Annotated in this window: 22 protein-coding genes; 14 read left to right on the forward strand and 8 right to left on the reverse strand. The window is 60.7% G+C overall.

The window, feature by feature from the left end; translation table 11 throughout:
* The 5 genes from ACT53S_RS20120 to ACT53S_RS20140 form a co-directional block, all read left to right on the forward strand.
* On the forward strand, window positions 1-2,279 hold a 2,279-nt coding region (locus ACT53S_RS20120; protein WP_476068291.1), incomplete at its 5' end, for a type I secretion C-terminal target domain-containing protein.
* Between the two features lie 544 nt (window positions 2,280-2,823).
* A complete protein-coding gene (locus ACT53S_RS20125; RefSeq protein ID WP_113376798.1) occupies window positions 2,824-4,176 on the forward strand; it encodes a TolC family outer membrane protein in 1,353 nt (450 codons plus the stop codon).
* A 21-nt stretch (window positions 4,177-4,197) separates the two neighbouring features.
* Window positions 4,198-6,354, forward strand: a complete 2,157-nt coding sequence (locus ACT53S_RS20130; protein ID WP_142073181.1) for a type I secretion system permease/ATPase — start codon at window positions 4,198-4,200, stop codon at window positions 6,352-6,354.
* Window positions 6,351-7,643, forward strand: coding sequence for an HlyD family type I secretion periplasmic adaptor subunit (locus ACT53S_RS20135; protein WP_142073183.1), 1,293 nt, complete (start codon window positions 6,351-6,353; stop codon window positions 7,641-7,643). Before ACT53S_RS20130 ends, ACT53S_RS20135 begins: the two co-directional genes overlap by 4 nt.
* A gap of 3 nt (window positions 7,644-7,646) precedes the next feature.
* Window positions 7,647-8,303, forward strand: a complete 657-nt coding sequence (locus tag ACT53S_RS20140; RefSeq protein ID WP_476068292.1) for a ribbon-helix-helix domain-containing protein — start codon at window positions 7,647-7,649, stop codon at window positions 8,301-8,303.
* 41 nt (window positions 8,304-8,344) lie between these two features.
* Here the strand turns inward: ACT53S_RS20140 and ACT53S_RS20145 are convergent, their stop codons facing one another.
* Complete coding sequence (locus ACT53S_RS20145; protein WP_476068293.1) at window positions 8,345-9,304, reverse strand: transglutaminase-like cysteine peptidase; 960 nt, start codon at window positions 9,302-9,304, stop codon at window positions 8,345-8,347.
* A gap of 300 nt (window positions 9,305-9,604) precedes the next feature.
* On the opposite strand from ACT53S_RS20145, the gene ACT53S_RS20150 reads away from it, so the two are divergent.
* The 3 genes from ACT53S_RS20150 to ACT53S_RS20160 all read left to right on the forward strand — a co-directional run bounded on the left by ACT53S_RS20150 (window position 9,605) and on the right by ACT53S_RS20160 (window position 12,283).
* Complete coding sequence (locus ACT53S_RS20150) at window positions 9,605-10,783, forward strand: type 1 periplasmic-binding domain-containing protein (RefSeq protein ID WP_476068294.1); 1,179 nt, start codon at window positions 9,605-9,607, stop codon at window positions 10,781-10,783.
* A 132-nt stretch (window positions 10,784-10,915) separates the two neighbouring features.
* Window positions 10,916-11,452: a cytochrome b/b6 domain-containing protein gene (locus ACT53S_RS20155; protein WP_142073189.1), complete on the forward strand. Its 537-nt coding sequence runs from the start codon at window positions 10,916-10,918 to the stop codon at window positions 11,450-11,452.
* Window positions 11,453-11,470: 18 nt separating this feature from the next.
* Window positions 11,471-12,283, forward strand: coding sequence for a RibD family protein (locus tag ACT53S_RS20160; protein ID WP_476068295.1), 813 nt, complete (start codon window positions 11,471-11,473; stop codon window positions 12,281-12,283).
* On the opposite strand, the gene ACT53S_RS20165 is transcribed toward ACT53S_RS20160, so the two are convergent.
* From ACT53S_RS20165 to ACT53S_RS20180, 4 genes are read right to left on the reverse strand one after another with little or no spacing between them, the layout of a single operon-like run.
* Window positions 12,236-13,036 (reverse strand): methyltransferase domain-containing protein, encoded by an 801-nt coding sequence (locus tag ACT53S_RS20165; RefSeq protein ID WP_476068296.1) that lies wholly within the window; start codon window positions 13,034-13,036, stop codon window positions 12,236-12,238. The genes ACT53S_RS20160 and ACT53S_RS20165 overlap by 48 nt on opposite strands.
* Entirely contained in the window at window positions 13,033-14,076 is a 1,044-nt protein-coding gene (locus tag ACT53S_RS20170) for a glycosyltransferase family 4 protein (protein ID WP_476068297.1), read from the reverse strand. The genes ACT53S_RS20165 and ACT53S_RS20170 overlap by 4 nt, the downstream gene beginning before the upstream one ends.
* Window positions 14,073-14,471: a 6-carboxytetrahydropterin synthase gene (locus ACT53S_RS20175; RefSeq protein WP_113376789.1), complete on the reverse strand. Its 399-nt coding sequence runs from the start codon at window positions 14,469-14,471 to the stop codon at window positions 14,073-14,075. Before ACT53S_RS20175 ends, ACT53S_RS20170 begins: the two co-directional genes overlap by 4 nt.
* 14 nt (window positions 14,472-14,485) lie before the next feature.
* On the reverse strand, window positions 14,486-15,508 hold the full coding sequence (locus ACT53S_RS20180) for a zinc-dependent alcohol dehydrogenase (protein ID WP_476068298.1): 1,023 nt from the start codon (window positions 15,506-15,508) through the stop codon (window positions 14,486-14,488).
* 141 nt (window positions 15,509-15,649) lie between these two features.
* Between ACT53S_RS20180 and ribA the strand changes: the two genes are divergently transcribed.
* Together ribA and ACT53S_RS20190 are read left to right on the forward strand one after the other, a co-directional pair.
* Entirely contained in the window at window positions 15,650-16,756 is a 1,107-nt protein-coding gene (gene ribA, locus ACT53S_RS20185) for a GTP cyclohydrolase II RibA (RefSeq protein ID WP_476068299.1), read from the forward strand.
* Window positions 16,757-16,967: 211 nt separating this feature from the next.
* Window positions 16,968-17,582, forward strand: coding sequence for a CDP-alcohol phosphatidyltransferase family protein (locus ACT53S_RS20190; RefSeq protein WP_476068300.1), 615 nt, complete (start codon window positions 16,968-16,970; stop codon window positions 17,580-17,582).
* A gap of 8 nt (window positions 17,583-17,590) precedes the next feature.
* Here the strand turns inward: ACT53S_RS20190 and ACT53S_RS20195 are convergent, their stop codons facing one another.
* Window positions 17,591-18,523: a lysylphosphatidylglycerol synthase transmembrane domain-containing protein gene (locus tag ACT53S_RS20195; protein ID WP_476068301.1), complete on the reverse strand. Its 933-nt coding sequence runs from the start codon at window positions 18,521-18,523 to the stop codon at window positions 17,591-17,593.
* A gap of 72 nt (window positions 18,524-18,595) precedes the next feature.
* Between ACT53S_RS20195 and ACT53S_RS20200 the strand changes: the two genes are divergently transcribed.
* A complete protein-coding gene (locus ACT53S_RS20200; RefSeq protein ID WP_476068302.1) occupies window positions 18,596-20,245 on the forward strand; it encodes a sulfatase-like hydrolase/transferase in 1,650 nt (549 codons plus the stop codon).
* 31 nt (window positions 20,246-20,276) lie between these two features.
* Here the strand turns inward: ACT53S_RS20200 and ACT53S_RS20205 are convergent, their stop codons facing one another.
* Entirely contained in the window at window positions 20,277-21,194 is a 918-nt protein-coding gene (locus ACT53S_RS20205; protein WP_476068469.1) for a helix-turn-helix domain-containing protein, read from the reverse strand.
* A gap of 104 nt (window positions 21,195-21,298) precedes the next feature.
* Here ACT53S_RS20205 and pobA point away from each other — a divergent pair, with 104 nt between their 5' ends.
* Window positions 21,299-22,471, forward strand: a complete 1,173-nt coding sequence (gene pobA, locus ACT53S_RS20210) for a 4-hydroxybenzoate 3-monooxygenase (RefSeq protein WP_476068303.1) — start codon at window positions 21,299-21,301, stop codon at window positions 22,469-22,471.
* A gap of 209 nt (window positions 22,472-22,680) precedes the next feature.
* Entirely contained in the window at window positions 22,681-24,126 is a 1,446-nt protein-coding gene (locus tag ACT53S_RS20215; protein WP_476068470.1) for an aldehyde dehydrogenase, read from the forward strand.
* 85 nt (window positions 24,127-24,211) lie between these two features.
* On the opposite strand, the gene ACT53S_RS20220 is transcribed toward ACT53S_RS20215, so the two are convergent.
* A complete protein-coding gene (locus tag ACT53S_RS20220) occupies window positions 24,212-24,712 on the reverse strand; it encodes a MarR family winged helix-turn-helix transcriptional regulator (protein WP_476068471.1) in 501 nt (166 codons plus the stop codon).
* Between the two features lie 160 nt (window positions 24,713-24,872).
* Here ACT53S_RS20220 and ACT53S_RS20225 point away from each other — a divergent pair, with 160 nt between their 5' ends.
* Complete coding sequence (locus ACT53S_RS20225) at window positions 24,873-26,426, forward strand: AMP-binding protein (protein ID WP_476068304.1); 1,554 nt, start codon at window positions 24,873-24,875, stop codon at window positions 26,424-26,426.
* The last annotated feature ends 43 nt before the right edge of the window (window positions 26,427-26,469 follow it).

The following is a 26,469-nucleotide window of genomic DNA, read 5'->3' on the forward strand; positions in this document are numbered from 1 at the left end:
GCTATTCGGACACCGAGGGCACGCCGCTTGCTTCGGTGAAGATCACAGGCCTTCCGTTGAATGGAACCTTGCAGTTCCTGAACGGTGCGGTCTGGGAGGCTGTGACGGAAAACCAGGTCATCTCTCGCGCTGATATTGAAGCAGGCAAGCTTCAGTTCGTCCCTGCGGCGAATGCCAATGGCGACGACTATGCGACGATCGGCTTCCAGGTCAGCGACGGTAGTGACTTCAGCGTCGACAGCTATGAGCTGACGGTTGATGTGACGGCTGTGAACGATGCTCCGACGTCGGGCGATGACAGTGTCACGACGTTGGAAGACACGCCGAAGCTTCTGAGTGTCTCGGACTTCGGCAGCTATTCGGACACCGAGGGCACGCCGCTTGCTTCGGTGAAGATCACAGGCCTTCCGTTGAATGGAACCTTGCAGTTCCTGAACGGTGCGGTCTGGGAGGCTGTGACGGAAAACCAGGTCATCTCTCGCGCTGATATTGAAGCAGGCAAGCTTCAGTTCGTCCCTGCGGCGAATGCCAATGGCGACGACTATGCGACGATCGGCTTCCAGGTCAGCGACGGTAGTGACTTCAGCGTCGACAGCTATGAGCTGACGGTTGATGTGACGGCTGTGGCAGATGGGAATATAACCTGGATCCCAGTTAATCCGATTGGTTTCAGCAATGCGCCGCAATCAAATACGGTACTAGGTTCTCTGACCTTCGATCAGTCACTGACAGGGCTGACCTTCCACATCAAGGATGGACCAACGCCTGCGCAATTCAAAATCATAAACGGAAACCAAATCGCGACTGCCGGCTCCGGTACGGGGACTGACGCTAATCATGTCGTGATAATTGAAGTGCGCTCCAATGGAGTGGTCGTGGGAGAGGAAACTTTCAGAGTAATTGTAGGATCTACCAGCCAGGACGATCTGACCGGATATGACAATACTGATGACATTCTGTACGGAGCAAATGGCGGAGACAATATTTACGGGGCCGCCGGGGATGATGTGCTTTATGGACAAGGTGCCAGCGACTTGCTGGTCGGAGGCTCCGGTAATGATTATTTAATCGGCGGAGCGGCGGCTGATACCTTCAAATGGGGTGGCGAGGCTTTGACGGCCTCAAATGCGGATAGGATATTGGGTTTTGAGGGCCAAGATAAAATTGATCTGAGCTCGCTTTTCACGTCAGTTCCGTCAAATGTGAACAGTGTAGTGAAGGTTGTCATCGCTGGCAGCGATCTTCTTGTGAAGGTCGATGTCGGTAACGGCTTCGTAACGGCCTACACCCTTGTCGGCGCATCGTCCCTCAGTGGGGTCAATGTCACAGTGGGTGGGGCCTACGTCTCTATGACGCCGGTTAATGCCGCCGACCCCATCATCCTTGACCTCGACCACAACGGCTTCGCCTTCTCGTCCATCGACACCGGTGTCACGTTTGACATCAATGCCGATGGTCACAAGGACCAGATTGCCTGGACCAGCGACGACGGCGTTCTCGCCTATGACGTCAATGGCGACGGCAAGATCGACGACGGGTCGGAGATCTTCACGCCGAACTTCAACGGCGGCACCTTCGCCAGCGGTGTGGCGGCACTCGCCTCGCTGGATGGCAATGGTGACGGCAAGATCGACGGCAGCGACGATGCCTTCTCGAAGCTGAAGGTCTGGATCGATGCCAACAACAACGGCATCAGCGACGATGGCGAGTTGTCGAGCCTTGCCGATCACCACGTGGCGAGCATCTCGCTCACCACGGATACGACAGGCGGGACGGAAGACGGGCAGACGATCCTCGGCGAAGGCTCCTTCACCTTCGACGATGGCTCGACCGGCAACTTCGTCGAAGTCGGTTTCGACACGATCTTCGGCTCGGACATGTCCGATGCCCTGACCGTGATCGGCACGGATGGCGATGACGTCCTGCATGGCGGCATGGGTCAGGTCTTCCTGACCGGTGGTGCGGGTGCTGATACCTTCGTCTTCGACGAGACGGCTCTCCACGACATCGATGTGGCGGACGTGATCACCGACTACTCGTCCGCTGAGGGCGACCAGCTCGATGTCTCGGCCCTTCTCGACAGCCTCTTGGGCGAGCAGGCCACGGCGGAAACGGCAGCAGCCAGCCTGAAGGCAACGGTTGCCGACGGCAATACCACCGTGAGCGTCCAGATCGGTGAAGAAAGCTGGAAGGACATCGCCGTCCTTCAGAACCACACCACGGCCGTGAAGGTTCTCTTCGACGACCAGCACTCGGTCACGGTCACCCACCACGACTGATGCATGAAACGGTAATGGAACAAAACAAAGGGGCGCCCATCGGGCGCCCCTTTATGTATGTTTCGTGTTTATCCGTTCCGAACTACTTCGCTGATTCTGCAAAGAGACTCAGGTTCTGCACATCAATCCACAGAGGATCCTTGCGTCTGGACGCAATTCCCTGTGGCTGATGGGAGACATGCCCTATTTTTCTCCAGACAGCGTTAATTCACAGCGCTGCTGTGATCACGGTGGTTGCAAGAGGTCGGGAAATTTTTTTCCGAAGTTTTATTTTTCACAGCGCTTCAATGGGACGAAGTCGAGCCCTGTAGAGCAGAAACGTTTAATCTTGGCCGAGAATTCAAGTGCTGCGTGTCAACAGATCAAAATTGGGTGCATCTTTCGGGCGGGCGGATTAGACTTCACAGCCTGAGATCCTCCGGTATATAAGAAGTGCTAATTGAATTTGGGCAGGGGCACTAAATTGTTTACCAAAAATAGACTGTTCGCGGCCTTGTACACGTCTGCGGCACTGGCAGTGGTGTCCTGGACCCCCGCAAGCGCGATGTCGCTGCAAGAGGCCATCCAGAAGGCGCTCACCACGAACCCGCAGATCTCTCAGGCTGTCAAAAACCGTGAGGCGGTCGAATTCGAACTGCGTCAGGCGCGTGGCCTCTATCTGCCTTCGATCGATCTCGAAGCCGGCGTGGGAAAGCGCCGCCTCTCGAACGAAGGCACGGGAACGCTGACGCAGGACTATGAAACCTTCAACTCCTCGGATGTCGGCCTGACCGTCACGCAGCGTCTGCTCGATGGCGGCGCGCGCCGCGCGCAGGTCGATGCGCAGGCGTCGCGTGTCGATGGTGCCTCGTTCCGCGTGCTGGAGCGCTCGGAGACGGTAGCCCTTCAGGTGGCGCAGGATTACCTTGAGTATATCCTGCAGACCAAGATCGTCGGCATTGCCAAGCAGAACGTCGATTTCCACCAAGGGATCCTGGGCGACATCAATCAGGGTATTGCCGGTGGCGCTCTGACGGATGTGGACAGCGTCCAGGGTCGCGAGCGTCTTGAGGCGGCCAAGGCCCGCCTGCGCGAGGCGCAGGAAGAACTCGAAGCGACCAAAATCCGCTTCCTTCAGACCGTTGGTGAGCCGATCGCCAATGCCAAGATGCCGGGTTCGCTGGGCAAGGCTCTGCCGCGTTCGCTGCAGGACGCAATCGAGCTTGCCAAGACCAACAACCCCCGCATCTTCTCGGCCCGAGCCGATATCGATGCGGCGGATGCAGCCGTGCGTGGCGCGCGCTCGAACTATGCTCCGACGCTTGACCTCGAAGGCCGGGCCAGCGTCGGCAACGACATCAGTGGCAGCCAGGGCAACACCAACGATCTCGAAGTTCGGCTGGTTGCCCGTTGGAACCTCTATCGCGGTGGCATCGATCAGGCCCGCGAGCAGGAGCAGATCCGCCGGGCCAGCGAACAGCGCTACGCGTCCGACCAGGTTCATAGGGAGATCGAGGAATCGGTGCGCTCGGCCTGGAACGAGCGCAGCAGCCGCGGCGAGCTCTCTCAGATCCTTGCATCGCAGTCGTCGCAGAACGCCAAGCTCGTGTCGTCCTATGGCGAACAGTTCAAGATCGGTCAGCGCTCGCTGCTCGACGTGCTGGATGCGCAGAACACGCGCTTCAATACCAGCATCGTCGCCGAGACGGCACGCTTTGCAGCGCTTTTCGCAGAATACAAGATCCTGGCCGCAACCGGCTCTCTGCTGAAGGTGATGGGTGGCAAGCCCGTGGCCCAGACGGAAGCCTATGCGCGCAACGAATTTTCCGTGAAGACGTCGGCGGATGGTGCCTATGTCGAGCGGGATCCGCGGCAAAAGGCGGGTGTGCCGATGGACCTCCTGGCGCCGCTCCAGTAACCGTCCATCCGATTGGATGAAATGCTCAATACCTTTAGGGAACCGGCGGGCACTCGTGCCCGCCAAAGCTTTCGTGCTTCGTTCAAGGCTGTGGCCGGATATTATGGCCGGCCCAGCTCCGATACCGTTTTGTTCTCGGGGCTTCCCGATGAAATCGTCGAGTCCCTGGACATCGACGATGTAGAGCATGTGGCCGAACGCATCGGTCTGCAGGTCATGCGTGTCGCCGAGCGGGCGGTGCGAGAGGGCGACTTCGACTGTCCGGCCATCGTTGTCCTGAAGGACGGGGGCACGTTGCCTCTGCTGGAAGTCTCCGCTTCCGGCGATTATACCCTCGATGTCGCCGGCGGTCCCTTGGCGAGCCGCCTCAGCCGGGACGAACTCTTGGCGCTCGAACCGGAGTTTGCTTTCGGCTTCACGCTGTTTTATCGCAATGACAGCGATGACGCATTGGTCGGCACCGCAGACGAGATCGAGAAACGCCATTGGCTGGTTCGGGCCCTGACGCCCTATTGGAAAACCTACGTCCGCGTGGTGATCGCCGCGCTGTTCATCAATCTGATTGCTCTCGGTTCGCCGCTTTTTACCATGAACGTCTATGATCGGGTGTTGCCGAACAAGGCGATCCCGACACTTTGGGTGCTCGCGGTGGGCATATTGCTCGCCTATCTCTTCGATTATCTGCTGAAGACGGCACGGGCCGCCCTGATCGACCATGCCGGTCGCAGCGCCGACCTGCGTCTCTCGCAGATGATTTTCGACAAGGTGCTGAACACCACGCTGGCGTCGCGGCCGCTGTCGACGGGCGAATATGCCAATCGCGTGATGCAATACGAATTCGTCCGCGAATTCTTCACGTCGAACACCATCGGGCTGGTGATCGATACGGCCTTCGTCTTCATCTTCCTGATCGTGATCTATCTGATCTCGGGTTGGCTGGCGATCATCCCGGCCGTGGCGCTTGTGCTGTCTGTCATAATCGGACTGCGGGCCCAGGCCCAAATCGGCCATCGCATGGCGGCTGCCTCCAACGAAGCCTCCAAGCGTCAGTCTCTCCTGGTCGAGACGATCTCGACCATCGAGACGTTGAAGAGCCTTCGTGCGGAAGCGACCATGTTGCGTCGCTGGCAGGAGCTCATGAAGCATTCGAGCCGCACCAGCGAAGACATCAAGCATGTCTCGACCAACGCGATCAACCTGACAGCGCTCATCCAGCAGATCGTTGGTGTATTGATCGTGATCGCCGGAACCTATGAGTTCTCCGAGGGCCGCCTGGCGATGGGCGCAATCGTGGCTACCGTCATGCTGGCCAGCCGGGCCGGCGCGCCGCTCGGCCAGATCGCCATGACCCTCGCGCGTTTCCGTCAGGCGACGCTGTCTTTGCGCATCCTCGATCAGGTCATGGATCAACCCGAAGATCGCCCGTCCACGGTGGGCTTCGTCAACCGCGAGATCAAGCAGGGCGGCTTCTCGTTCCAGAATGTCTCGTTCAATTATCCAGGTTCCGATCACCCGGTCATCAGCCAGCTCAATCTGACGGTCCAGCCGGGAGAACGGGTCGGCATCATCGGGCGGATCGGCTCTGGCAAGACGACACTCGGGCGTCTGTTGGACGGGCTCTTCGTCCCGACCGAGGGGCGCGTGCTGATCGACGGTGTCGATATTCGCCAATATCACATGTCCGAAGTGCGGTCTGCCGTCGCGGTTGCCGGCCAGTCTTCGGATCTCTTCTCCGGCACGGTCAAGGAAAACCTCCTGATTGGCCGCGCCGACGCGACGGATGAGGAACTGCTCGAGGTGGCGCGCATGACCGGCGTGGAAGAGTTCGTCTCTCGCCACCCGCGTGGTTTCGACATGCCCGTCGGCGAACGCGGAACGAATTTGTCCAGCGGCCAGAAGCAGGCGATGACCATTGCCCGCCTCCTGCTGACGAAGCCGAAGATCGTTTTCCTCGATGAGCCATCCGGCGCAATGGACCTTGCGAGCGAGCGGCACCTGATCAACCGTCTGTCCAGTGCCTTCGACCGCAACACCACGCTTCTGATCGCCACCCACCGCTTCACGATGCTCGATCTTGTCGATCGTCTGATCGTTCTGGACAAGGGCCGCGTGGTCGCCGACGGGCCGAAAAAGACGGTGATCGAAGCGATGCAGAAGAAGGCTGCGGTGAAGCCATGAGCAGAGCGGTCGTCGACACGCCTCCTTTTTTTGCCCGCACGATTGTCTCCCTTGTGGCGCTTCTGATCGTGGTCTTTCTCGCCTGGGCGGCGTTTGCCGAGATTGACGAGCTCGCCAGAGGGGAAGGCAAGGTCATTCCGGTCTCCAAGACCCAGATCGTGCAATCTTCGGAAGCCGGGATTGTGCAGACCATCGCCGTCCAGTTGGGGCAGGTGGTGCGCAAGGGCGAGCTCATCGTCCAGCTAAACAACACCACTACCGAGTCCTCTCTCGGCGAGGCCAAGGCCAAGGCCCGCGCTCTGGGCGCCAAGGTGGCACGCCTGGCGCTCGAAGAGGTGGGAAACTACGACGTCGATTTCGTCTGTCCCGAGGACGTGAAGGCTGTGGCCAGCAAGGTCTGCGAAAACGAACAGAGCCTGTTTGCCGCCAACAAGGCGAGCTATCTGAACAAGCTTGGTGTCCTGCAGGAGCGCGTCCGCCAGCGCGAGAATGAGTTGAGCGAAGCGCAGGCTAACATCGCGCGCCTGCAGCAGAATATCGAAGCCGCGACCCGGCAGTACGATCTCATGAGCCCCCTTGCCAAGAAAGGTCTCGTTGCGCAGACACAGTTGATCACGGTCGAGCGGGAACTGACCGATCAGCGCGGGCAGGTCAATGTCTATACCGAAAGCCTGGAGCGGCTGCGTGGCGCGGTGGAGGAGGCTAAGCTGCAGGTCGATGAACTGGCGCTGCAATTGCGTCAGCAGGCGCTGACCGAAAAGGCACAAACCCTGGCGGAGCTTTCCGTCATCGACGAGACCATACGCGGTGCATCCGACCGCGTCGACCGCACCGATATCCGCTCCCCTGTGGATGGCATCGTCAACACGCTCGAAGTGAACACCATCGGTGCCTACGTCGATCCGGGCACGGTGGTTGCCGGCATTGTGCCGACGGCGGACGTCCTTCTCATCGAGGCGAAGATATCGCCGCGGGATGTCGCGTTCATTCGCCGAGGCCAGAAGGCGATCGTCAAGATTACGGCCTATGACTTCTCGATCTTCGGCGGCCTGGAAGGCGAGGTGACCAACATCTCCGCCGACAGTATTGTCGAGAAGGAGAAAGGCGAGACCTTCTATCTCGTTCAGGTGAAGACCGACCAGTCGGAATTGAAGCGCAACGGCAAGGCGTATCCGATCATTCCGGGCATGGTCGCGTCGGTGGAGATCATGACCGGTCGCAAGACCATTCTCAGCTACCTGATGAAGCCGATCAACAAGGCGCAATCCGTCGCCCTGACCGAGCGGTGAAGCATGTCGTCCTCCGACCGGACATTGCTTCAGGCGGATAGGATCGAGCTTCCCGGTCAGACGCTGTTCCAGATCGATGACGGGGATGCGGAACCGAAGTTCCGTGCCATCATCGGACGCGGCGGCGTGCGGCGCGGCATTCGTCTGGAGTCGGTTTATTGGGAAGGTCTGTCCTGGCTTCTTACTGGATCACGCCAATCGATGGGGGAGGTCGTTGAGCAGGCGGCCGAGCAAGTCGGCGACGGCGGCAATCTGGCCTCCATGCTGAGGGTCGTCGCCTTTCGTTGGATGTGGCGTCGTCTGGCTGCCGCCGAAGCATCCTATTCCATCGAGAATCTCGGCGTTCTTCTTCACGCCTCTCCGTCACCAGCCATCGTGCTGACTCGGGACAAGAAGATTCAGTTGTTCAACGAGCCCTTCGTGGCGATGTTGAAACAGCGGCTATTGCTCGGCAATGTCGCCCAGATGTCCTCAGGCTTCCGGTTCGTTCTCGACACCCATGTCGATGAGGCCATCGACAATCTTGTCGCGACCCGCAAGATGCTCACCACCGGGTTCACCGCCAGTTGCGCCGGCAAACAGCTGACCGGGCAGATCAATTTGGCACTCGCCCCGGTCCATTCCAAGCAGATGCTGGTGGGATATATCGTAAGGAATTGATGGTCGGGATCGGTCCCGATGAGCCTGATCCCTCGGGACGGTCAGAGTTCGCCACCTTCGCCGGGGGCAATGCCATCAAAGCTCTTCATGGCAAGGGCCTTGCCCTTGGTCTTCATTCCGTGCAGGAAGCCGCGTCCGTTGGAGATCGAAAACAGCGGCATGTAGTCCGGCAGCTGCGCATCCGTGAGGATCTGTTCGCGCATGTTGTCGAGGATGTAATGACGCCCCTGCACCTCGACCGACAGAACCGCATGGTAGAAATGCCGTTTGGTGTCGTAGAGGATGACCACGGTCATATCATTGAGCGGAATGCCTTCGCTGGCCAGCACCGCCATTTTCAGGAGCGCGTAGTCCTCACAGTCGCCGGCGCCGAGCTTGAGCGTCTCCGAAGGAGCTGCCCAGCGGTCGAGCTTGCCGTGCACATCGATATCCTTGCGGTACTGGATACGGCGGTTGATATCGCTATTGACGAGGTTGAGCTTGTCACGGATCGAGGACATGCCGCTGCCAGCTGCCGTCTTTTGGACCAATGCTCTGACCTGCTGGCAGTTTTCCGCGCCGCAGTCGAGGACAGAACCCTCGGCGATTTCCGCAAAGGTCGGGGCGGCCTTCTTCAATGCGCCCAGCTTCTTGAAGGGGATCGCAACCGAGTGAAAAACGTCTTCAGCCGTCTGCCGTGGCGCGACCAGCGGTTGCCTGCTGTGCGGGATCGTGATGGTGCTGGTGGTCAGGCTGCGATCAACGAGAGATGCAGTGGCGCTGCCGATCCAGATGGCGTTTGACCAAACCGCCGAGGCGACTTGCCACCCTGCCGCAATGCCCTGAACAACAAGTCCGCCCATGGGGATCGGCATGGGCGCCATGTCCTGGACCAACGTCGTTGTCTTGGCCGGAAAGGAAGGAAGGTCGATCGTCAGCGGCGTTGCGTTGACATTGACCGATACCATCGCCGCAAATGCGAAGGTCGAGACTGCGAGAATTTTCTTTTTCTTGTTGATCATCGCTTTTCTCCGATATTGCTCGAAGAATACAGCGATCAACTCAATTATTCGTTCCGATACTTGGATTATTTACTTTGAAGATGCGGGGATATATTTTCGTAAAATCTTTTGGATTGCCGCGATATTCTATTAACCATGCGGGTATGGCCCGGCGAGGCATGGGCTGCACACACGGAACTGTTTGGCGTGACTTCGCCCCGGCGCGGATATGTGCCCAGATATGGGACAGTGCCGCTCTTGCTTTGCCGCGCGCCTGTGCTTACGGTTCCATCAGGGTTGGGAGCAAAAGTCGTCAAGAACATGAGTGGATCGGCAACACCGGGGCGCATCGGGGCACGTGCTGGGGTCGTGGCACTTGTCGGTCTTTTGCTTGGCGCATGCCAGACGGACGACCTCGTGCCGAAGGAAGGCGCAAACGCCGGCTCGGCCCAGGGCACAGTTTCGGCCGATAGCGGCCTTTACAATCAAACCCTCGGTGCCGGTGCCACACCCATCGGATACATTGGTGTCAGACGTCTGGATCAGCCAAGCCGCCAGGCCGATAATGAAACGCGCGACGGGGCGGCACTCGCGGTCAATTCCCTGGGCAGCGACGTCATCAAACTGACGATGGTGGAGACGACGGAAAAACCGGACTCCATCGAGATGGCGGCGAAGTCGCTTGCTCTGAATGGAGCTGCGCTGATCATCACCACGGCGCGTGGAGCCGAGCTTGACGTGATCCAGAAAGGCCTTGCCGGCCGCCCAGTGCCGGTGGTCGCGTTACAGACCAATGAGGCGACACTCCCGCCATACGTCTACGCGTTCGTGTCGAGCCCGGTCGACAGCCTGATCGAGGCCGCGTCCTTTGCCATGGCGGAAGGAGGGCGTCATGCCGTGATCCTCGCCTCGTCTCCGGCCGAGAAGATCCAGGCCGAGCGCGTGGCGGCGCAAATCAAGGCTTTCGGCGGCAAAGTCGAGCCGATCATTGAACTCACCGGTGGAACCGTTCCGCCGAAATCGCTGCCCTCCTGGAGCAAGGCAGACATGGTCGTGCTGATGCCGGGCCTCAAGGCTCCCGGCGAGGTGCTGAAGAAGACCGATTCCGTCAAGCCGCCGGCGCCCGGTCGCCGGCTGGTGGCCAGCACCACGCTCACACCGAGCGACCTTGCCCATCCAAAGCTGACGGGGACAATCGTCTGTCGCTACGACCAGAACATCCAGGCCCGGATCGGCAGCCGATACATGCAGAGCTACGGTATGCCGGCCTCGGCCAATGCCGGTTACGGCTTCGATGCCACTGCCATGGCCATCGGGCTGGTCAGTCGCTGGGGGAACACGGCCTTCGCCCCCGAGCGGATGATGGCGCCGGAAGGCTTTTCCGGTTCGCTCGGCGTGTTCCGGCTTGAAGAGGGCGGTAAGGTTCGCCGCAACTGCGACATCTTCAAGGTCTCGAAAGGCTCCTACGTGTTCTTCCAACGCGCGCCTGCAACGCTCTGATCACTTCAGTTTGAGCCATGCAAAGCCTGCAAGGCGTCTCGTTCCGTTGCAGAGAAGTCCGTCTCGTTTTATTTATTGGAAAAGTCCAATAAAAGCGGCTGACGATCAACGCGCTGGTGCAAGGGGGAAATCATGGAGTTCGCAGGCAATCGCGATACCGTTGTGCGCCATCGACCCGCCCTCAGGCTACTCCATTGGCTTGTGGCGGCGCTGGTTCTCGCCACCTGGCCGCTTGGCCTGATGATTGGTTTCGTCAAGGATGACGTCAAGCTCGACTTCTATCTCGTGCACGAAAGCCTTGGTTTCCTCGTCTTGTGGATCATGCTGCTGCGTGTCGGGGTTCGATTGACCGGTGCGGCTCCACCGGTAGAAGGGGCGGCCGTGGAAAGGGCAGCAGCCGGCACGGTGCACGGTCTCCTGTATCTTTTTCTGATCTTGATGCCGGTCAGTGGTTTCCTGGCGACCAATGCGCATGGCTTTCCGCTGCAGTGGTTCGGTCTCTTCACGGTCTGGAGCCCTTTGGGCAAGGCTCCTGATATCGCCTGGACACTTTCCGCCATTCACGAATGGAGCGCATGGATCCTTTTGCTCCTCTTTGCGTTGCACCTCGGTGCCGCACTCTTTCATCACATCCTGCGTCGCGACGGCACGCTGTATCGTATCCTCTGACCGCCGGGACGTGCCCTTATGCGCAAGATCGACATGACCGACCAGATCTGGGCAAGGCTTTTGGCCATGCGGGGTGGCCGGACAGGCGTTACAGCAGCGGAGGAGAGTGACCCCATCGTTGCGCTTTATGGCCCGATCGCGTCGGCGTCGGGCAGTTTCGTGCTGGCCCAGGTCGGCCAGTCCCTGGATGGCCGCGTCGCAACCCCCGCCGGCGACGCCCGTGATATCTCGGGACCGGACGGCATCGCGCATCTGCATCGCTGTCGTGCGCTCGTTGAAGCGGTGATCGTCGGAGTAGGGACGGTCAAGGCCGACAATCCCCGTCTATCGGTGCGGGCCGTGAAGGGACCGAACCCGGTGCGGGTGGTCGTGGACTGTCGCGCCCAACTGACTGGAGACGAGAAGCTGTTTCACGATGGCGGTGCGCCCGTAATCCTCATCCAGGGGCATGATGCTCCACCCATTCACTATGCCGCGGACGTTCTGCGGGTGAGACGCACGGAGCAGGGTCTCGATCCACAGGCGATGCTCGATGCTCTCAGCGAGCGCGGATTGCGCCGCATTCTCGTCGAAGGTGGCGCCCGCACCATCGCCCGCTTCATTGATGCCGGCCTGGTCGATCGCCTGCATGTGGCGATCGCACCGTTGATCATCGGGTCCGGCCCGGCCGGGATCAGCCTGCCGCCGATCGACCAGCTCTCCAGCGCACATCGCCCCCCCGCCAAGGTCTACAGCCTTGGAAGCGATATCCTGTTCGATTGCGAATTGCGTCAGGTGGCCTCGTCAGCCGGGATGGATGGCCAGAAGATCCGTATGGCCGACCACGCATGAACTGCTGTTTGCGTTGACCGCAGACAGGCGGAAGGCGAGCCAATCCTGAAGATCGTTTGAGCTGACGGCACCGATCTCCATGACCGGTCTTTCCATGCCTCGCAGCAGTTCTGCCTGCAGGTCCTGTTGATCGGCACCGAGACGCCAGGGGCTGCTGCGGGTTGTCACCTGGTATCCCGCAGCCTCCAGTGACAGGCGCAGGTGCTCTGTGGCGTCCGGTCCAAGCGCCGGTCCAAAACCCTTGTCCAGCCTCTGGTGACGGTTGAAGCTGTCGACAACGGACCGGTCGAGCGGATGAGCGATTGTCCACTCCATGACGCCGTCGTAATTCAGCGATGCATAAAGCCCAGTCCTATTTCCCGTCAGGCGGTCGAGAAAACGGCTGCAAAAATCGGCCGAACAGAGATCGAACAGCGCCGATGCCGTGACAACAGACACGCCATCGAGCGGCAGGGCAGCAAGATCGTTCAGATCGTGCTGGCGCAACGTCACGGCTGCAGAGGATCCGATGCGACGAGCCGCTTCCTCAAGAAGAAGCGGATCATAGTCCAGCAGCTGCCAGCGGGTGTCTTTCGGCGCCAGTGAAGAGAGCGTCCGATACGTCGATCCGGTCCCGCAGCCGATGTCGAGCAGCGAAGGCGGGGGATGACCCTCCGCCAGATGCCGGCAGAGCATGTCGACGAGCGGTTTGGCTCTTGCGTCGCGATCGGCGGGTTCGCGTAGCGCCAGCCAGTTTTTATCGAAACCACTCATTTCAACTCCTGCAAACGGCTGGAAAGCGTCGCCGCCGTCTCGTCCCAGCTGGGCAAACATTCGCCGGCCTTGGCTGCCCCTTCCGCCTTGGCGGTGCGGGTCGGGGCTTGGGTCAGCAGAGACCGCAACGCATTGGCAAAGGCGTCGACATCATCGACCGGAACCAGAAAGCCCGCCGTATCGGGAACGACCTCTGGGACCGCACCCGCCGCGCATGCGACGATTGGCAACCCATGCGACAGCGCTTCCGCAAAAACCATGCCGTAACCCTCGTAACGGCTGGCCAGGGCGAAGATATCCGCCTGCATCATCGCGGCCCGGCCGTCTTCGACCTCGCCCACGAGCGAGGCGCGTTGGCCAAGGTCAAGAGACGCGACCAACCGTTGGAGCTCGTCAGCCGTGTTCGGGTCGAGGTCGCGGCTGCCGATGATCCTCGCCGTCCATGAAAGGGGTTCGATCTGTTTCAACGCACGGATCAGGACGTCGTGTCCCTTCCTGCGCGTCAGCGTCCCGACCGAGAGGATGACGGGCGGGTCGCCTTTTCGCGGGGCCAGACCATGTTTCTCGGTGCCGGGCAGGGCAACGGTCAGGCCCGTGGACGAGACGCCATAATTCTGAACGAGTTCCCGGCCCGTCATTGGCGATGTCACGACGATGTGCCGGGCAAAAGACAAAGCCGTTCGTTCGCTCTCCCGCAACCGCTTGGCCTCCTCCTCGGTTATCCCGGTTTCGAGGGCAAGCGGGTGGTGCACGAGTGCAGCAATCCGCAGGCGTGTCGCATGCTGCGCGGCCCAGCGGTCGAGGACTCCGTAGGCCAGACCGTCCACTAGGACCAGGGCACCGTCCGGAAGGGTGGATAGGCGCAGTTCTGCCTCTTCTAGAGCTTGGGCTGACGGGGCCGGAAATCCGTCGCCCAAAGGAAGGAGGGTCACGCGCCAGCCCTGAGATCGTAGGCACGCGACAATCCGGCGGTCATAGCCATAACCCCCGGTCTTCAACTCCAGATCGCCGGGATAGGCGAAGATGAGCTCGAGGCTCAAAGATCCGCCTCATACCAGCCACGCGCCGCGTGCGACTCGTGCAAGGTCACCTTGAGCCGACATATGCGTCCGCTCCCCGGGCCGAGCCGCTTGTCGGCAACCGCGGAGGAAAGCTCGTCGAAAATATGCTTGGCAATAACTTCCGTCGTGCTCACCTTGCCCTTGAAGACGGCAAGTTCATCAAGGTTCTGATAGTTGAGCGGCTTCAGCACCTCTGCCAGGACCGTTGTGGCCGCACCAATGTCGACGGCGAGCCCGTCTTCATCGACATCCTTGGTGAAAAAAGCGGCGTCGACGACGAAAGTGGCCCCGTGCATACCCTGGGCCGGTCCGAACACCGGGCGCGGCAGGCTGTGGGCGATCATGATATGGTCTCGAACTTCAACAGCAAACATAAGCTCTCTTTTCTTCAGTAACGGATACGGTGGCAGAGTGTGTCCGGTTTGGACAGGATACGCGCATAGGCGGCGGGCAGTTCAGAAAAAGGTGTCTCGCCTGAGATCAGGGCGTCGAGACGCACGTCGAGCAAAAGGTCCAGGGCCTTTGCAAGACGGCGTGCATAGGTCCAGCGGGGTCGGTGCGAGGCCGGCAAATTGCCGACCTGGGAACTGACCAGTGAGAGCCGTTGCGCGTGGAAGGCGCCGCCGAGCGGAAGCGTGATCGTGCGGTCCCCATACCAGCTCGCTTCAACGATCCGTCCCTCCAGTCCGGCGATGCCAAAGGCCGTCTCGAGCACATCCGGCGAGGCTGTTGCATTGACGATCACGTCGTATTCGCCGGTGAGATCGGCAGATGTAGCGAATTCGATGCCGAGGGCGGCGGCGAGGGGGTCCCGACCCGTTTGGCGGTCGATGAGAACCGTCTCGGTACCGGCGATCCTCGACGACAGATAGGCGACCAAACTACCGACGACGCCCGCTCCGAACACGGCAACCCGGTCGCCGGGCTGTATCCTGGCATCCCAGACGATGTTGAGGGCCGTTTCCATGTTGGCCGCAAGCACCGCGCGGCGTGCCGGCAATGCGAGGGGCAAGACGGTGATGCGGTCGGCCGGCACGACGAAAAAGTCCTGATGCGGGTGAAGGCAAAACACTTCCCGTTCCAGGAGCTCAGGCGGGCCTGCGACGACGACGCCGACCGCGCAATAGCCATATTTGACAGGGAAGGGGAAACCGCCTTGCATGCCCGGTCCGCGCATCCTTTCGAACTCGGTTTCGGGCACGCGACCTTCGAAGACCAGCGATTCCGTCCCCCGGCTGATGCCGCTGTAAAGTGTGCGAACCAGAACCTCTCCAGGACCGGGAAGGGGTATGATTTCGGCGCGAAGGTCACAGCGACCCGCAGCTTCTATCCAAAGCGCACGGGCAGTTACCGGTTGCGACACGCTTTGTTCATCGACCTGGCTCTTCACTTGTTCCCCCATACTGCCCATTTATGCTCCGCGGCTCAGGAACGTATGGCCTCAACGCGCATTTGGTTCCTTGAGGACAATCAAATTTTATTTATGGCGGGTCCGCAATCCGCCGACAGGGGTTCGGCGTAGTGGAACCACTGTCTCAGGGAGAGTAACACCATGTCGAAGTCCAGCCAGGCCGCCTTCCAGTTCTCCACGCCGGAAATCGAAGTCGAACGGGCCGTGTCCGAGCTCCGTTACGGTCGTCCAGTGCTGTTGAATGAGGGAAAGCGGCGGCTTGCAACCCTTGCGCTGGATAGCGTTGCGCCGTCGGTTTACGACCAGTTCGCCGCCGTGACCGACGACCGCCATTCCCTTCTGCTGACGGCGCCGCGCGCATCGCGGCTCGGCCTTCGGACGACCGGCGATGTGCTGGCGCCCCTGTCCGGCGTCTCCTTCGACCAGGCTTCGCGACTGGCTTACGCACTGGGCGCCGATGGTCCGCGCTCCTGGCAGCCGGCCGACATGCTGGCTTCCGGCTCGGCAGAACTCGCCCGCCTGGCACTGCTGTTGCCCGCAATGGTCGTGGCGGATGTGACCGAGATGGCCGACCGGTTTGCCGGCTGCTGCGAACTGTCTGCTTCTCGCCTGAAGGGTGCGGATCTTGCTCGCCAGCGCTTCGATCAGGTGGTTCGAACCCGCGTCCCCTTGAAGGATCTGGGCGATGCCGATTTCGTCGTCTTCCGTGGCGGCCTAGCCCAGAAGGATCAGGTCGCCATCGTCGTCGGCAAGCCCGATGTGACGAAGACGGTTCCAATCCGGATTCACTCGTCCTGCATTACTGGTGATCTCTGCGGTTCACTGAAATGCGATTGCGGCGATCAGCTGCGCAATGGCCTGGCCCTGCTGAAGAATGCAGGCGGCGGGGTACTCCTCTATCTTGACCAGGAGGGGCGCGGCACGGGCATTGGCGCGAAGATGCGCGCCTATGGTTATCAGCATCTCGGCCTTGATACGATCGATGCCGATGCTGAACTCGGTTTGCGCGAGGATCATCGTCGTTACGAAGCGGCCGTCGCCATGCTGCAGCATCTGAAGATCGACCGGGTCGCCGTTTACACCAACAATCCGACGAAGATCGAAGGTTTGCGCATGGGCGGCATCGACGTCGAGGCGCGGGCTGCAGTCACCGGCCGTGTCACTGCAGAAAACGAAAACTACCTGCGGACAAAAACCCTGAGAGCAGGCCATATGCTGGACCTCGCCAGCCTCGTTGCAGCCGAGTAGAGTGCAACCGGGGAACAAGGGCTGGAGCATCAATATGGCAAGCGAGCCGAATCGGCTGGGCGAATGGCGACAGGATTGGGCCGGGAAGTTCTCTGTGTCGCCACCGCTCCTTAGGGATGCTCTGATTTGCCTTTCGGGGCTATTTTTCGGGACGACCGTCGTTGCCGTGCTCGTGAGTGGTCTGGTCCCGGAATTACGCTGGGATTTTACGGTGCTGTCCTTGCTCTGCTCAGCCCTGATTTTTGCGCTTGCGCTGAAATCCCTGTCAGATCACCCGTTCGAACGGTTCGGTCATGCCAATCTGGTCACCGCCTTTCGGGCGTGTCTTGTCAGCCTGCTCGGCGCATGCATCTTCTGCTTCGACGACCTGGCAGCCGATCGGACAGCTTTGCTCGCCCTTGCCGGGATCGTGCTCTTCGCACTCGCGCTTGATGGAGTTGATGGATATCTTGCCCGTCGTCAGGGGCAGGAATCGGATTTTGGTGCCCGCTTCGACATGGAAGTCGACGCTCTGCTGATTCTGATCCTTTCGGCTGCCGCTGCTCTTCTCGAAAAAGCTGGATCGTGGGTCGTGTTGATCGGGCTCATGCGCTACGTGTTCGTGCTCGCCGGGCGCTACGATCCCCGGCTGAATGCGCCACTTCCGCCGTCTTTTCGCAGAAAGCTGGTGTGCGTTCTGCAGATATCCGCCCTGTGCCTGCTTCTTCTGCCCCTCGTCGTGCCCCCGGTTTCGACGCTCATCGCGTTTTCGGCACTGGCTCTTTTGACCTATTCTTTTGCCGTCGATATCCGATGCCTGATGCGTCGGCCGGTTCTTGCTCCGTGAAACGGCGTTCATTTCGCATGGTGGTCGACGCCCAATGCCTCGAGGACGAGAATGATGAGACCAGGCGCTGCCCCGATGAGCGACAACGCGCCGTAGAGAAGGCTTGCCGCCAGGCCGTCCGACGGGGAATAGCCGAAGAGTGGCCACAGCGCCATGGCCGCAGCCTCGCGAGTCCCCCAGCCGCCCAGCCCGACAGGAATGAGCATCGACAAAAGGCACAGCGGGATGATGGTCAGGGCCGCCTGCCATGGCAGGGTGGCGCCGATCGCGTGGGACGACAACAGGAAGACGGCGACATAAGCTGCGACCACCACAAGGCTGAGGGCAGCCTGCACCAGCCACGCCCCGCGACGGAGAAAGACCTCTGCGGCGTCACGGAACAGGTCTGTCAGGCCAGGGCTGGCCACGACCCCTCGTCTCGTAGCCCATCCAAAACCCGCAAGCAGGAGCCCCGCCGCGACACAAACGCCTCCCACGACCCATCCCACATGCACCGGCGATGGCCCCTCGATGAGCAATGGCCAGAGCGGCAGGCCGAGCGCCAGCATCAGGAAGAAAATTGCCTGTCCCGACAGTCGTTCATAGACGATCGCCTTGGCAGGCAGCTTCCATCCGCCTGCCCCGAGGCTGCGCATGCGCCAGGCCCGGATGGCATCACCGCCCATGCCCCCGGGCAGGCTCTGATTGAGGAGACTGGCGACATAATATTCCCGGATGGCCCGCGGTGCGTCGATAACCTGTCCAAGCCTGCCGGCAGTGAAACGCCAGCGCAGGGCCGACAGGATCACCTGCAACTGGACGAGACACAGACCCGCAATGACCGGCCCGGCCGAGATGCGCGCGAAAGCCTGACCGAGCGCGGTGAGATCCGACCGCCAGAGCAAAAGGGCGAGAAGCCCGGTCACCAGAAGCGGTGGCAGAAATCTGGTACGAGGAAACAAGGGGCAGTTCTCTCCCGACATGGTAGCCGCAATGCCGGGCCGGGTCTCTGGCCGATTCGCACAGGGGGCTGAATGAAACATAAGATAGCCGGAAACAGATACGAGATCCGCTCTATCTTGGATGCTCTTCCGCGCCGGGGGCGTGTGATGTTGGGCGCCCTTCTGTTCAGCATCATCGCGTTTGTCAGCTTCACGCTTCCAGATCATCCCGACGCCTTCACGTTTTCCGCATTCCTCCGGTTGCCGCTGGAATGGCCGCTTGCTGCCTTGGCGCTCTTGTTGACGACGGGTCGTCTGCGTCTCGCATTGGCTGGGACGGCCGTGACATGCGTTTTCGTCATCCTCTTTTTGAAAATTGCCGATATAGGAACGCAGGCTGCATTCCAGCGGCCGTTCAATCCCTATCTCGACATCAAGATGATCGGCGATGGCTGGAATCTCATGTCGGGTACCTTCGGCTCGCTGATTTTAGTTCTCGTCGCCTCTGTCGCCGTCGCCGCTCTCATTCTGCTCATGGCTCTTTTTCTGCAGTCGATGCTTTGGATGGCGCGTGCGGGGGGACTGTCCCGCGCCTTGCTCTTGGTGGGCTTCGGGATGCTTGCGACCGTGGGTTTGCTGCTCCTCGCCCTCGGAAGGCCCGGGCTAGAACTGAACATGGCCCGTTATCTCTCCGACAGGCTTTCCCTGGTGGTTCGCTCCGTTGACGATATGCGGGTCTTTGAAGCCGAACTCCGAGAAGGGAGCGGTCCGCGCGACGGCGCGAACCTGTTCGGCGCCATCCAAGGCAAGGATATCGTCCTCATCTTCGTCGAATCCTACGGTCGCAGCGCCATAGAAGACCCCCGTTATGCCCCTGTCGCCCGACCACGACTTCAGTCGATTGAGAGCGCGCTCGAGGCTGCGGATCTTCAGGCTGCCAGTGCGTGGGTCACCTCACCCACGGTCGGTGGCTTGAGCTGGCTTGCCCATGGCACATTGTTATCCGGTCTCTGGGTCGACAGTCAGGCGCGTTACGACCGATTGATCCGCAGCGAACAACCAAGCCTCAATCGGCTGTTTGCGCAGGCCGGCTGGACGACGGCAGCCGTCATGCCCGCGATCACCATGGATTGGCCGGATGCCGCCTATTACGGCTATAGCGAGATCCTGCCCGCCGCCGGGCTCGGCTACCGGGGCAAGCCCTTCAACTGGATCACCATGCCCGACCAGTACACTCTCTCCGCCTTCGAGCGTCTCGTTCGCGAACCGGCGCGGGAAAAGGGCAAGCCCGTCATGGCGGAGATCGCGCTGATTTCGAGCCATGCGCCCTGGACGCCGGTGGCCCGTATGATCGATTGGGACGACGTGGGCGATGGTACGGCCTTCGACGCTCAAGCCACCAGCGGTGACCCACCCTCCGTGGTCTGGTCGGATCCGGACAGGGTGCGCGCCCAGTACATCGCGACGATCGATTATTCCTTGGAGACGCTCGGGAGCTATATGACGCGCTTCGGCAAGAACACCGTCTTCGTCGTCCTGGGAGATCATCAACCCGCCTCGATCGTCACCGGGCCCAATGCATCGCGTGCGGTACCGCTGCATGTGGTGAGCGCGGATCACGATCTGATTTCGCGCTTTCGCACCGAAGGGTTCACGCCCGGGATGGTGCCGGATGCGGCTGCGCGGGAATGGCCGATGGACAAGATGCGCCAAGTGCTGATCGATCGGTTCAGCCAGCGCTGACCGAAGGATCGGCGGCAGGTCTGTCCGCCATTCAGTCCTGCCGCGAACCCAGCCGCTTCTGTTCCTGCTGTTTCCAATGTCTCGGGGTGAGGCCGGTCTGGCGGGTAAAGAAGCGGGAGAAATAGGCGGGGTCGGCAAAGCCCAGCCGGAAGGCGACCTCCTGGACTGTGTCCGGCGTGAAGAGCAGTTCACGCTGTGCTTCCTCCAGCAGGCGCCGCGCGATCAGTTCCTGTGTGCTGAAGCCGGTTTTCGCCTTCACGACGCGATTGAGATGGGTCGTCGAGATACCGAGAGCATCGGCATAAAAAGACGCCGGTCGATGCTGTCGCACCTTGCGATGCAGAAGCGCGAGCAAGGCCTCGACCCGCTTGTCGTTGTCTCCGGCGATGTCCGTCTCCTCCGCTTCCTGGGCAGAAAGCCGGGCGGTCAGGATGAGCGCCGACGTCAATGCGGTTTCCATCAGGACGGAACGACCAGGGCGACGGTGATCCCACTCTTCCGCGACCCTTTCCAGGCTTGTTCGGATCATATCGCTTTCGGGACCCGGACTTTGGAGGTGCGTCACACGCGGTTGTGCCAGGAAGGCCCCGATCGCTCCCGGCTCTCCCGGCCGAACGGGAAGCCGATCGGCGAGGATAGTGAAGACGAAGCCGTCGATATCGGGCGAGAACCGGAACCCATGACCGACCGCGGGCGGCACCGTCAGAACAGTTAAAGGTTCGAACCGCACAATTTGTTCGCCATAGACAGCATCACCGGAGCCACCGGTAATCAGCAAGATCTGGAAGAAATGCTCATGCCTGTGGAGCCCGATTTCCCAGTGATGCAGACTGCTTCGAGCCTGGATTGTTTCGCAATGCAACCGAAACTGAGCGGATGCGGCATTTTCTTCGCCGTATAGCTCGTAGGTGGGAATGGTGCCGGGTGTCTCAAAGTTGCGATATGTCATGTTCGAATAGTGCAATAAAAGGACGGGTTCGTCCATTGTCTCCAGGGCTTCTGGCGTCCAAGACTTGCGCATTGCCAAGTGACGGCACGCCATTGGGAGGAACCATGCGCACCAAAGTCGCCATCATCGGATCGGGACCGTCCGGTCTGCTGCTCGGTCAATTGCTCAGCAATGCCGGTATCGACAACGTCATCATCGATCGGGTGAGCCGCGAGCACATCCTCTCACGTGTCCGGGCTGGTGTGCTGGAAGAGGGCATGGTCGGCCTGCTCGACCGGGCGGGTGTCGGCCAACGCATGCATCGCGAGGGCCTGCCGCATGACGGCTTCTCGCTCGCATTCGATGGTCGCGACCACCGCATCGACCTCTTTGACCTGACGGGCGGAAAGCGCGTCATGGTCTACGGCCAGACGGAAGTGACGCTGGATCTCATCGAGCAGCGCGAACGCGACGGCGGTGTCACGATATACGAGGCCGCCCAGGTCACTCCGGCCGGCTTCGACGGGGATCATCCTTTCGTGACCTATGAGAAAGATAATGTGACCCACCGCATCGACTGCGACTTCATCGCCGGCTGTGACGGGTTCCACGGTGCAAGCCGCAAGGCGGTGCCGGCAGATGCCATCAAGACCTTCGAGAAAATCTACCCCTTCGGCTGGCTCGGCATTCTGGCGGAAGTGCCGCCCGTCAGTCACGAACTGATCTATGCCAACCATCCACGCGGCTTTGCCCTCTGCTCCATGCGGTCCAACACGCGCAGCCGCTACTATGTGCAGTGCTCGCTTGAGGACACCGTCGATATGTGGTCGGACGATCGTTTCTGGGACGAACTGCGTTGCCGCCTGCCGGTCCATCACGCGGAAGCACTGGTGACCGGAGCGAGCTTTGAAAAGTCGATCGCGCCCCTGCGCTCGTTCGTCGCCGAACCCATGCGTTTCGGCCGCCTCTTCCTGGTGGGTGACGCTGCCCATATCGTGCCGCCGACCGGGGCGAAAGGTCTCAATCTCGCGGCGTCGGACGTCCATTATCTGCTGGCGGGCTTACTGGAACACTATGAGGACAAGAGCGATGCCGCGATCGATGCCTATTCGGAGCGGGCGTTGAAGCGGGTCTGGAAAGCCGTGCGGTTCTCCTGGTCGATGACGACGCTTCTGCACCGTTTCCCCGATACGGGTGATTTCGGGCAGAAGATCCAGGAAGCGGAGCTCGACTATCTCACCCAGTCCCGTGCCGCCTCAACGGCCATGGCCGAGAACTATGTCGGATTGCCGTATTGAAACGCTGCCCACTTGCGCAATGGCAATTGTTCGTTACACTTACTAATTGAACGGAATTGGCCGGCGGCTCTGGGCGTATCTCCAGGCTGCCCGGCGATCGGGCGCGGCAGGGCAGGGGAGATGCCCGGTGGGAAGCTGCGAACCGGACCTTTAAACAGACAGTTCCACAGGGCTGTCCAACCGCTCACGGAGGAGACAATCGTATGAACATGCATATTTCACTGCTGATCAACGGTGCGGAAAAGGCCGCTCATGGCGGGCGCACCTTCACCCGCATCAATCCTTTTACCCAGCAAGTAGCGACCACAGCGTCTGCCGCCAGCCTGGAAGATGCGAATGCCGCCGTCGAGGCTGCTGCAGCGGCTTTCCCGGCCTGGTCGAAGACGGGTCCCGGCGAGCGTCGCAAGATCCTGCTCAAGGCTGCCGACATCATGGAAACGAAAACTGCCGAGTTTAGCGAACTCGTCGTTGCCGAGACCGGTGCGACCGGTCATTGGGGTGCCTTCAACGTGATGGTGGCCGCCAGCATGCTGCGTGAAGCCGCCTCGATGACCACGCAGATCTCGGGCGAGGTCATTCCCTCGAACAAGCCGGGTTCCCTGTCCATGGGCATGCGCCAGGCCGTTGGTGTCTGCCTCGGCATTGCACCGTGGAATGCGCCTGTCATCCTCGGTACCCGCGCCGTTGCCATGCCGCTTGCCTGTGGCAATACGGTCATCCTCAAGGCGTCCGAGCAGTGCCCGGGCACGCACCGTTTGATTGCGCAATGCCTCGTTGAGGCTGGGCTGCCGACCGGCGCCATCGGCGTGATCACCAACGCCCCGGAAGATGCGGCCAAGATCGTCGAAGCCCTGATTACCCATCCCTCGGTCAAGCGGGTGAACTTCACGGGCTCGACCAAGGTCGGCAAGATCATTGGCGAAATCTGCGGTCGCAACTTGAAGCCGGCGATCCTGGAACTCGGTGGCAAGGCACCGCTCGTCATCCTGGATGACGCCGACATCGACGCGGCGGTCAATGCCGCAGCCTTCGGTGCCTTTGCGAATATGGGCCAGATCTGCATGTCCACCGAGCGGATCATCGTCGACGCCAAGATTGCCGATGAATTCGTCGAAAAGCTCGCTGCCAAGGCCTCCAAGCTGCCGGCCGGGGATCCCAAGGGTCATGTGGTGCTCGGCTCGCTGATCAGCCTGGAATCGGCCAAGAAGATGGACGAGTTGATCGCCGACGCCGTGTCCAAGGGGGCAAAGCTTGTCGCGGGCGGCAAGCGCGAAGGAAGTGTCGTGGAGGCGACCCTGCTCGATGGCGTCGATTCCTCCATGCGCATGTACTCCGAAGAGAGCTTCGGCCCGGTGAAGCCGATCATCCGTGTCGACGGCGAGGAAGAGGCGATCCGGATCGCCAACGACACCGAGTACGGCCTTTCGGGTGCCGTCTTCAGCCGTGATATCCGCCGGGCGCTCGCCGTGGCGGCCCGGATCGAGTCCGGCATCTGCCACATCAACGGCCCGACGGTGTTCGATGAGCCGCAGATGCCGTTCGGCGGTGTGAAGGGCAGCGGCTACGGCCGTTTCGGTGGAAAGGCGGCCATTGCCGAATTCACCGAACTGCGCTGGATCACCATCGAGGATCCGAACCAGCATTACCCCTTCTAAGTCCTGTGACTGTCGAGCGGCCGCCCTTGGAGGGGCGGCCGTTTCAGTCTGAATGACAGGCAGCGCAGGGCGCTTTCTCGCCTGCTCAGTCAGTCGATGAAGGATCGGAATAGATCCGTTTCAGCGACGCGATAAATGCCTGCAGCTCTTCCGGGGAAAATCGCTCTGTGAAGCGCGCCTCGTGTTTCGTCTGGATCTCGCGGGCGCGGGCGAGTGTTGAGGCTCCGTCGCCGGTCAGCACCAGTTCCTGCCGTCTTCGATCCACCGACGACGGCTGCCTCGCAATCAGATTGCGTCCTTCGAGGCGGTTGACAAGTGCCATCATGGTGGCGCGGTCCATGCTCAGCCGGTTGGCGATGTCAATCTGGCTGACCTTGGGGTTGGCTGCGACCAATTCTAGAACGGCGAATTGTTTTTGCGTCAAACCGAGATCGCCCATTGCCGCGGTGTAGTCCTGGTAAATGGCGACATTGGCCATGCGCAGGTGAAAGCCGAGGATGTCATCGAGTCGCCCGGTTCGCAAAGGGCTGCCCAGCTCGAACCCCTCGTCGTCATTGGCCGGCTTGAGGTCCTTTGGAGTCGTCATGGCTTCCCTTCTGCTTTTGCGTCTACCCCTGTAACCATCATTCATGATCACTATCGCATGCAACAGTCAAATCGCAGTTGCCAAATGGCAGACTAAATAGTAAGTGTAGCATACAAATGCCGAGGAGGCCTCAAGAGAGGTGGCATGGAGGAGAGCGAGCATGCAGCATTCTGTGCTGTCGACCGGGCGAGGATGGAGAGCGGTGGGTCTGGAGACGGATGATCCGTTGATCTATCGTGCGAAGACGGGCCCGAACCGGGCCGCAGTTTTTGAAGTCGCATCGGGTAGAAGTTATAGCTACGGCGAATTGAACGACATTGTGGGTCGTTTAGCGGCGTTGATGGCCTCCGAGTATGGCGCGGTTCCTTCGACCCGCATTGCCTTTCTCGGACGCAACTCCATTGCCCAGCTTGCGGTCTGCCTGGCCTGTCAAAGGGCGGGATTCGTGTTCGTACCGCTGAACTGGCGGCTCGGCCCTTCCGAACTCAAGCGAATTGTCGATGACTGCCAGCCATCGTTGATCCTCCACGATACCGAGTTCGCCGAAACGCTCGCAGCCATGGACGATCTCGATGTCGCGACGCTTTCGGTTGAAGGGGCGGATGGAATTTGGGAGCGCGCGGCGCAGTTCCAGCCTCTTGCCAGGATCGACTTCGACGCAGATCTGCCCTGCATCATGCTCTACACGTCAGGCACGACCGGTGCGCCGAAAGGCGTGATCATCACCCGGCGCAATGCCTTTGCCTCGGCGATCAACTTCTCCATGGTTGGAGAGGTCACGGCGAACAGCGTCGCTCTGTGTGACCTGCCCTTCTTCCACACGATCGGTCTCGTCGCAATCGGGCGGACCACGCTCATGATGGGTGGGCGGCTCGTGATCTCGGATCGCTTCATGCCCGACCGGACGCTGGCCACGCTCGGCGATCCGACGCTCGGCATCACACACTATTTCGCCGTTCCCCAAATGGCTGCGGCGCTGCGGGCGGCTCCCGGCTGGGATCCTGCGGCCTTGAAAGCGCTGCAAGCGATCTTCATCGGCGGTGCGCCGCTGTCGCCAGCCCTGATCGAGACCTTTCTCGAAGACGGCATTCCGCTGGTGAATGGCTATGGCATGAGCGAAGCGGGAACTGCGATCCACATGCCGCTCGACCGGGATATGGTCGCCCGCTATCCGGGCAGCGTTGGCTTTGCCGCGCCTCTGCTGGACATCCGCCTTGTCGGCGAAGACGGGCAGGATGTGCAAGACGGCGAGGTCGGAGAAATCTGGCTGCGCGGTCCCTCGGTGACGCCCGGCTACTGGAACAAGCCGGAAGAGACGGCATCTGCTTTCTCCGACGGCTGGTATCGCTCCGGTGACCTTGGGCGTCGCGCTGAAGGGGACGTCATCCACGTGCCTGACCGGCTGAAAGACATGTATATCTCCGGCGGCGAAAACGTCTTTCCGGCCGAAGTCGAAGCCGTCATCGGCGCGCATCGCAAGGTGCGCGAGGTTGCTGTAATCGGTGTTGCCGATCCGAAATGGGGCGAGTGCGGTATCGCCTTCATCGTGCCCCATGACGACCATCCGAGTGTCGAGGAGATACTCGCCCACTGCACGGAGCGGCTGGCGTCCTACAAGCGCCCGGCCCGCATCGTCTTCATCGATACAATTCCCCGCACGGCCTCGGGCAAGGCGCAGAAACACGTCCTGCGTCAAACCCATCTGTCGTCCTGACAAAGGCGGCGCCGACGAGGTTCCAGATACCCATTCCAAGGAG

It is taken from the genome of Allorhizobium sp. DMC15, assembly GCF_056314065.1.

Excerpts from the sequence above, each read along its gene's own strand:
- ACT53S_RS20125 (WP_113376798.1), top strand. The coding sequence starts at position 2,824 with ATGTCGCTGCAAGAGGCCATCCAGAAGGCGCTCACCACGAACCCGCAG.
- ACT53S_RS20130 (WP_142073181.1), top strand. The coding sequence starts at position 4,198 with ATGCTCAATACCTTTAGGGAACCGGCGGGCACTCGTGCCCGCCAAAGC.
- ACT53S_RS20135 (WP_142073183.1), top strand. The coding sequence starts at position 6,351 with ATGAGCAGAGCGGTCGTCGACACGCCTCCTTTTTTTGCCCGCACGATT.
- ACT53S_RS20140 (WP_476068292.1), top strand. The coding sequence starts at position 7,647 with ATGTCGTCCTCCGACCGGACATTGCTTCAGGCGGATAGGATCGAGCTT.
- ACT53S_RS20145 (WP_476068293.1), bottom strand. The coding sequence starts at position 9,304 with ATGATCAACAAGAAAAAGAAAATTCTCGCAGTCTCGACCTTCGCATTT.
- ACT53S_RS20150 (WP_476068294.1), top strand. The coding sequence starts at position 9,605 with ATGAGTGGATCGGCAACACCGGGGCGCATCGGGGCACGTGCTGGGGTC.
- ACT53S_RS20155 (WP_142073189.1), top strand. The coding sequence starts at position 10,916 with ATGGAGTTCGCAGGCAATCGCGATACCGTTGTGCGCCATCGACCCGCC.
- ACT53S_RS20160 (WP_476068295.1), top strand. The coding sequence starts at position 11,471 with ATGCGCAAGATCGACATGACCGACCAGATCTGGGCAAGGCTTTTGGCC.
- ACT53S_RS20165 (WP_476068296.1), bottom strand. The coding sequence starts at position 13,036 with ATGAGTGGTTTCGATAAAAACTGGCTGGCGCTACGCGAACCCGCCGAT.
- ACT53S_RS20175 (WP_113376789.1), bottom strand. The coding sequence starts at position 14,471 with ATGTTTGCTGTTGAAGTTCGAGACCATATCATGATCGCCCACAGCCTG.
- ACT53S_RS20180 (WP_476068298.1), bottom strand. The coding sequence starts at position 15,508 with ATGGGCAGTATGGGGGAACAAGTGAAGAGCCAGGTCGATGAACAAAGC.
- ribA (WP_476068299.1), top strand. The coding sequence starts at position 15,650 with ATGTCGAAGTCCAGCCAGGCCGCCTTCCAGTTCTCCACGCCGGAAATC.
- ACT53S_RS20200 (WP_476068302.1), top strand. The coding sequence starts at position 18,596 with ATGAAACATAAGATAGCCGGAAACAGATACGAGATCCGCTCTATCTTG.
- ACT53S_RS20205 (WP_476068469.1), bottom strand. The coding sequence starts at position 21,194 with ATGACATATCGCAACTTTGAGACACCCGGCACCATTCCCACCTACGAG.
- pobA (WP_476068303.1), top strand. The coding sequence starts at position 21,299 with ATGCGCACCAAAGTCGCCATCATCGGATCGGGACCGTCCGGTCTGCTG.
- ACT53S_RS20215 (WP_476068470.1), top strand. The coding sequence starts at position 22,681 with ATGCATATTTCACTGCTGATCAACGGTGCGGAAAAGGCCGCTCATGGC.
- ACT53S_RS20220 (WP_476068471.1), bottom strand. The coding sequence starts at position 24,712 with ATGACGACTCCAAAGGACCTCAAGCCGGCCAATGACGACGAGGGGTTC.
- ACT53S_RS20225 (WP_476068304.1), top strand. The coding sequence starts at position 24,873 with ATGCAGCATTCTGTGCTGTCGACCGGGCGAGGATGGAGAGCGGTGGGT.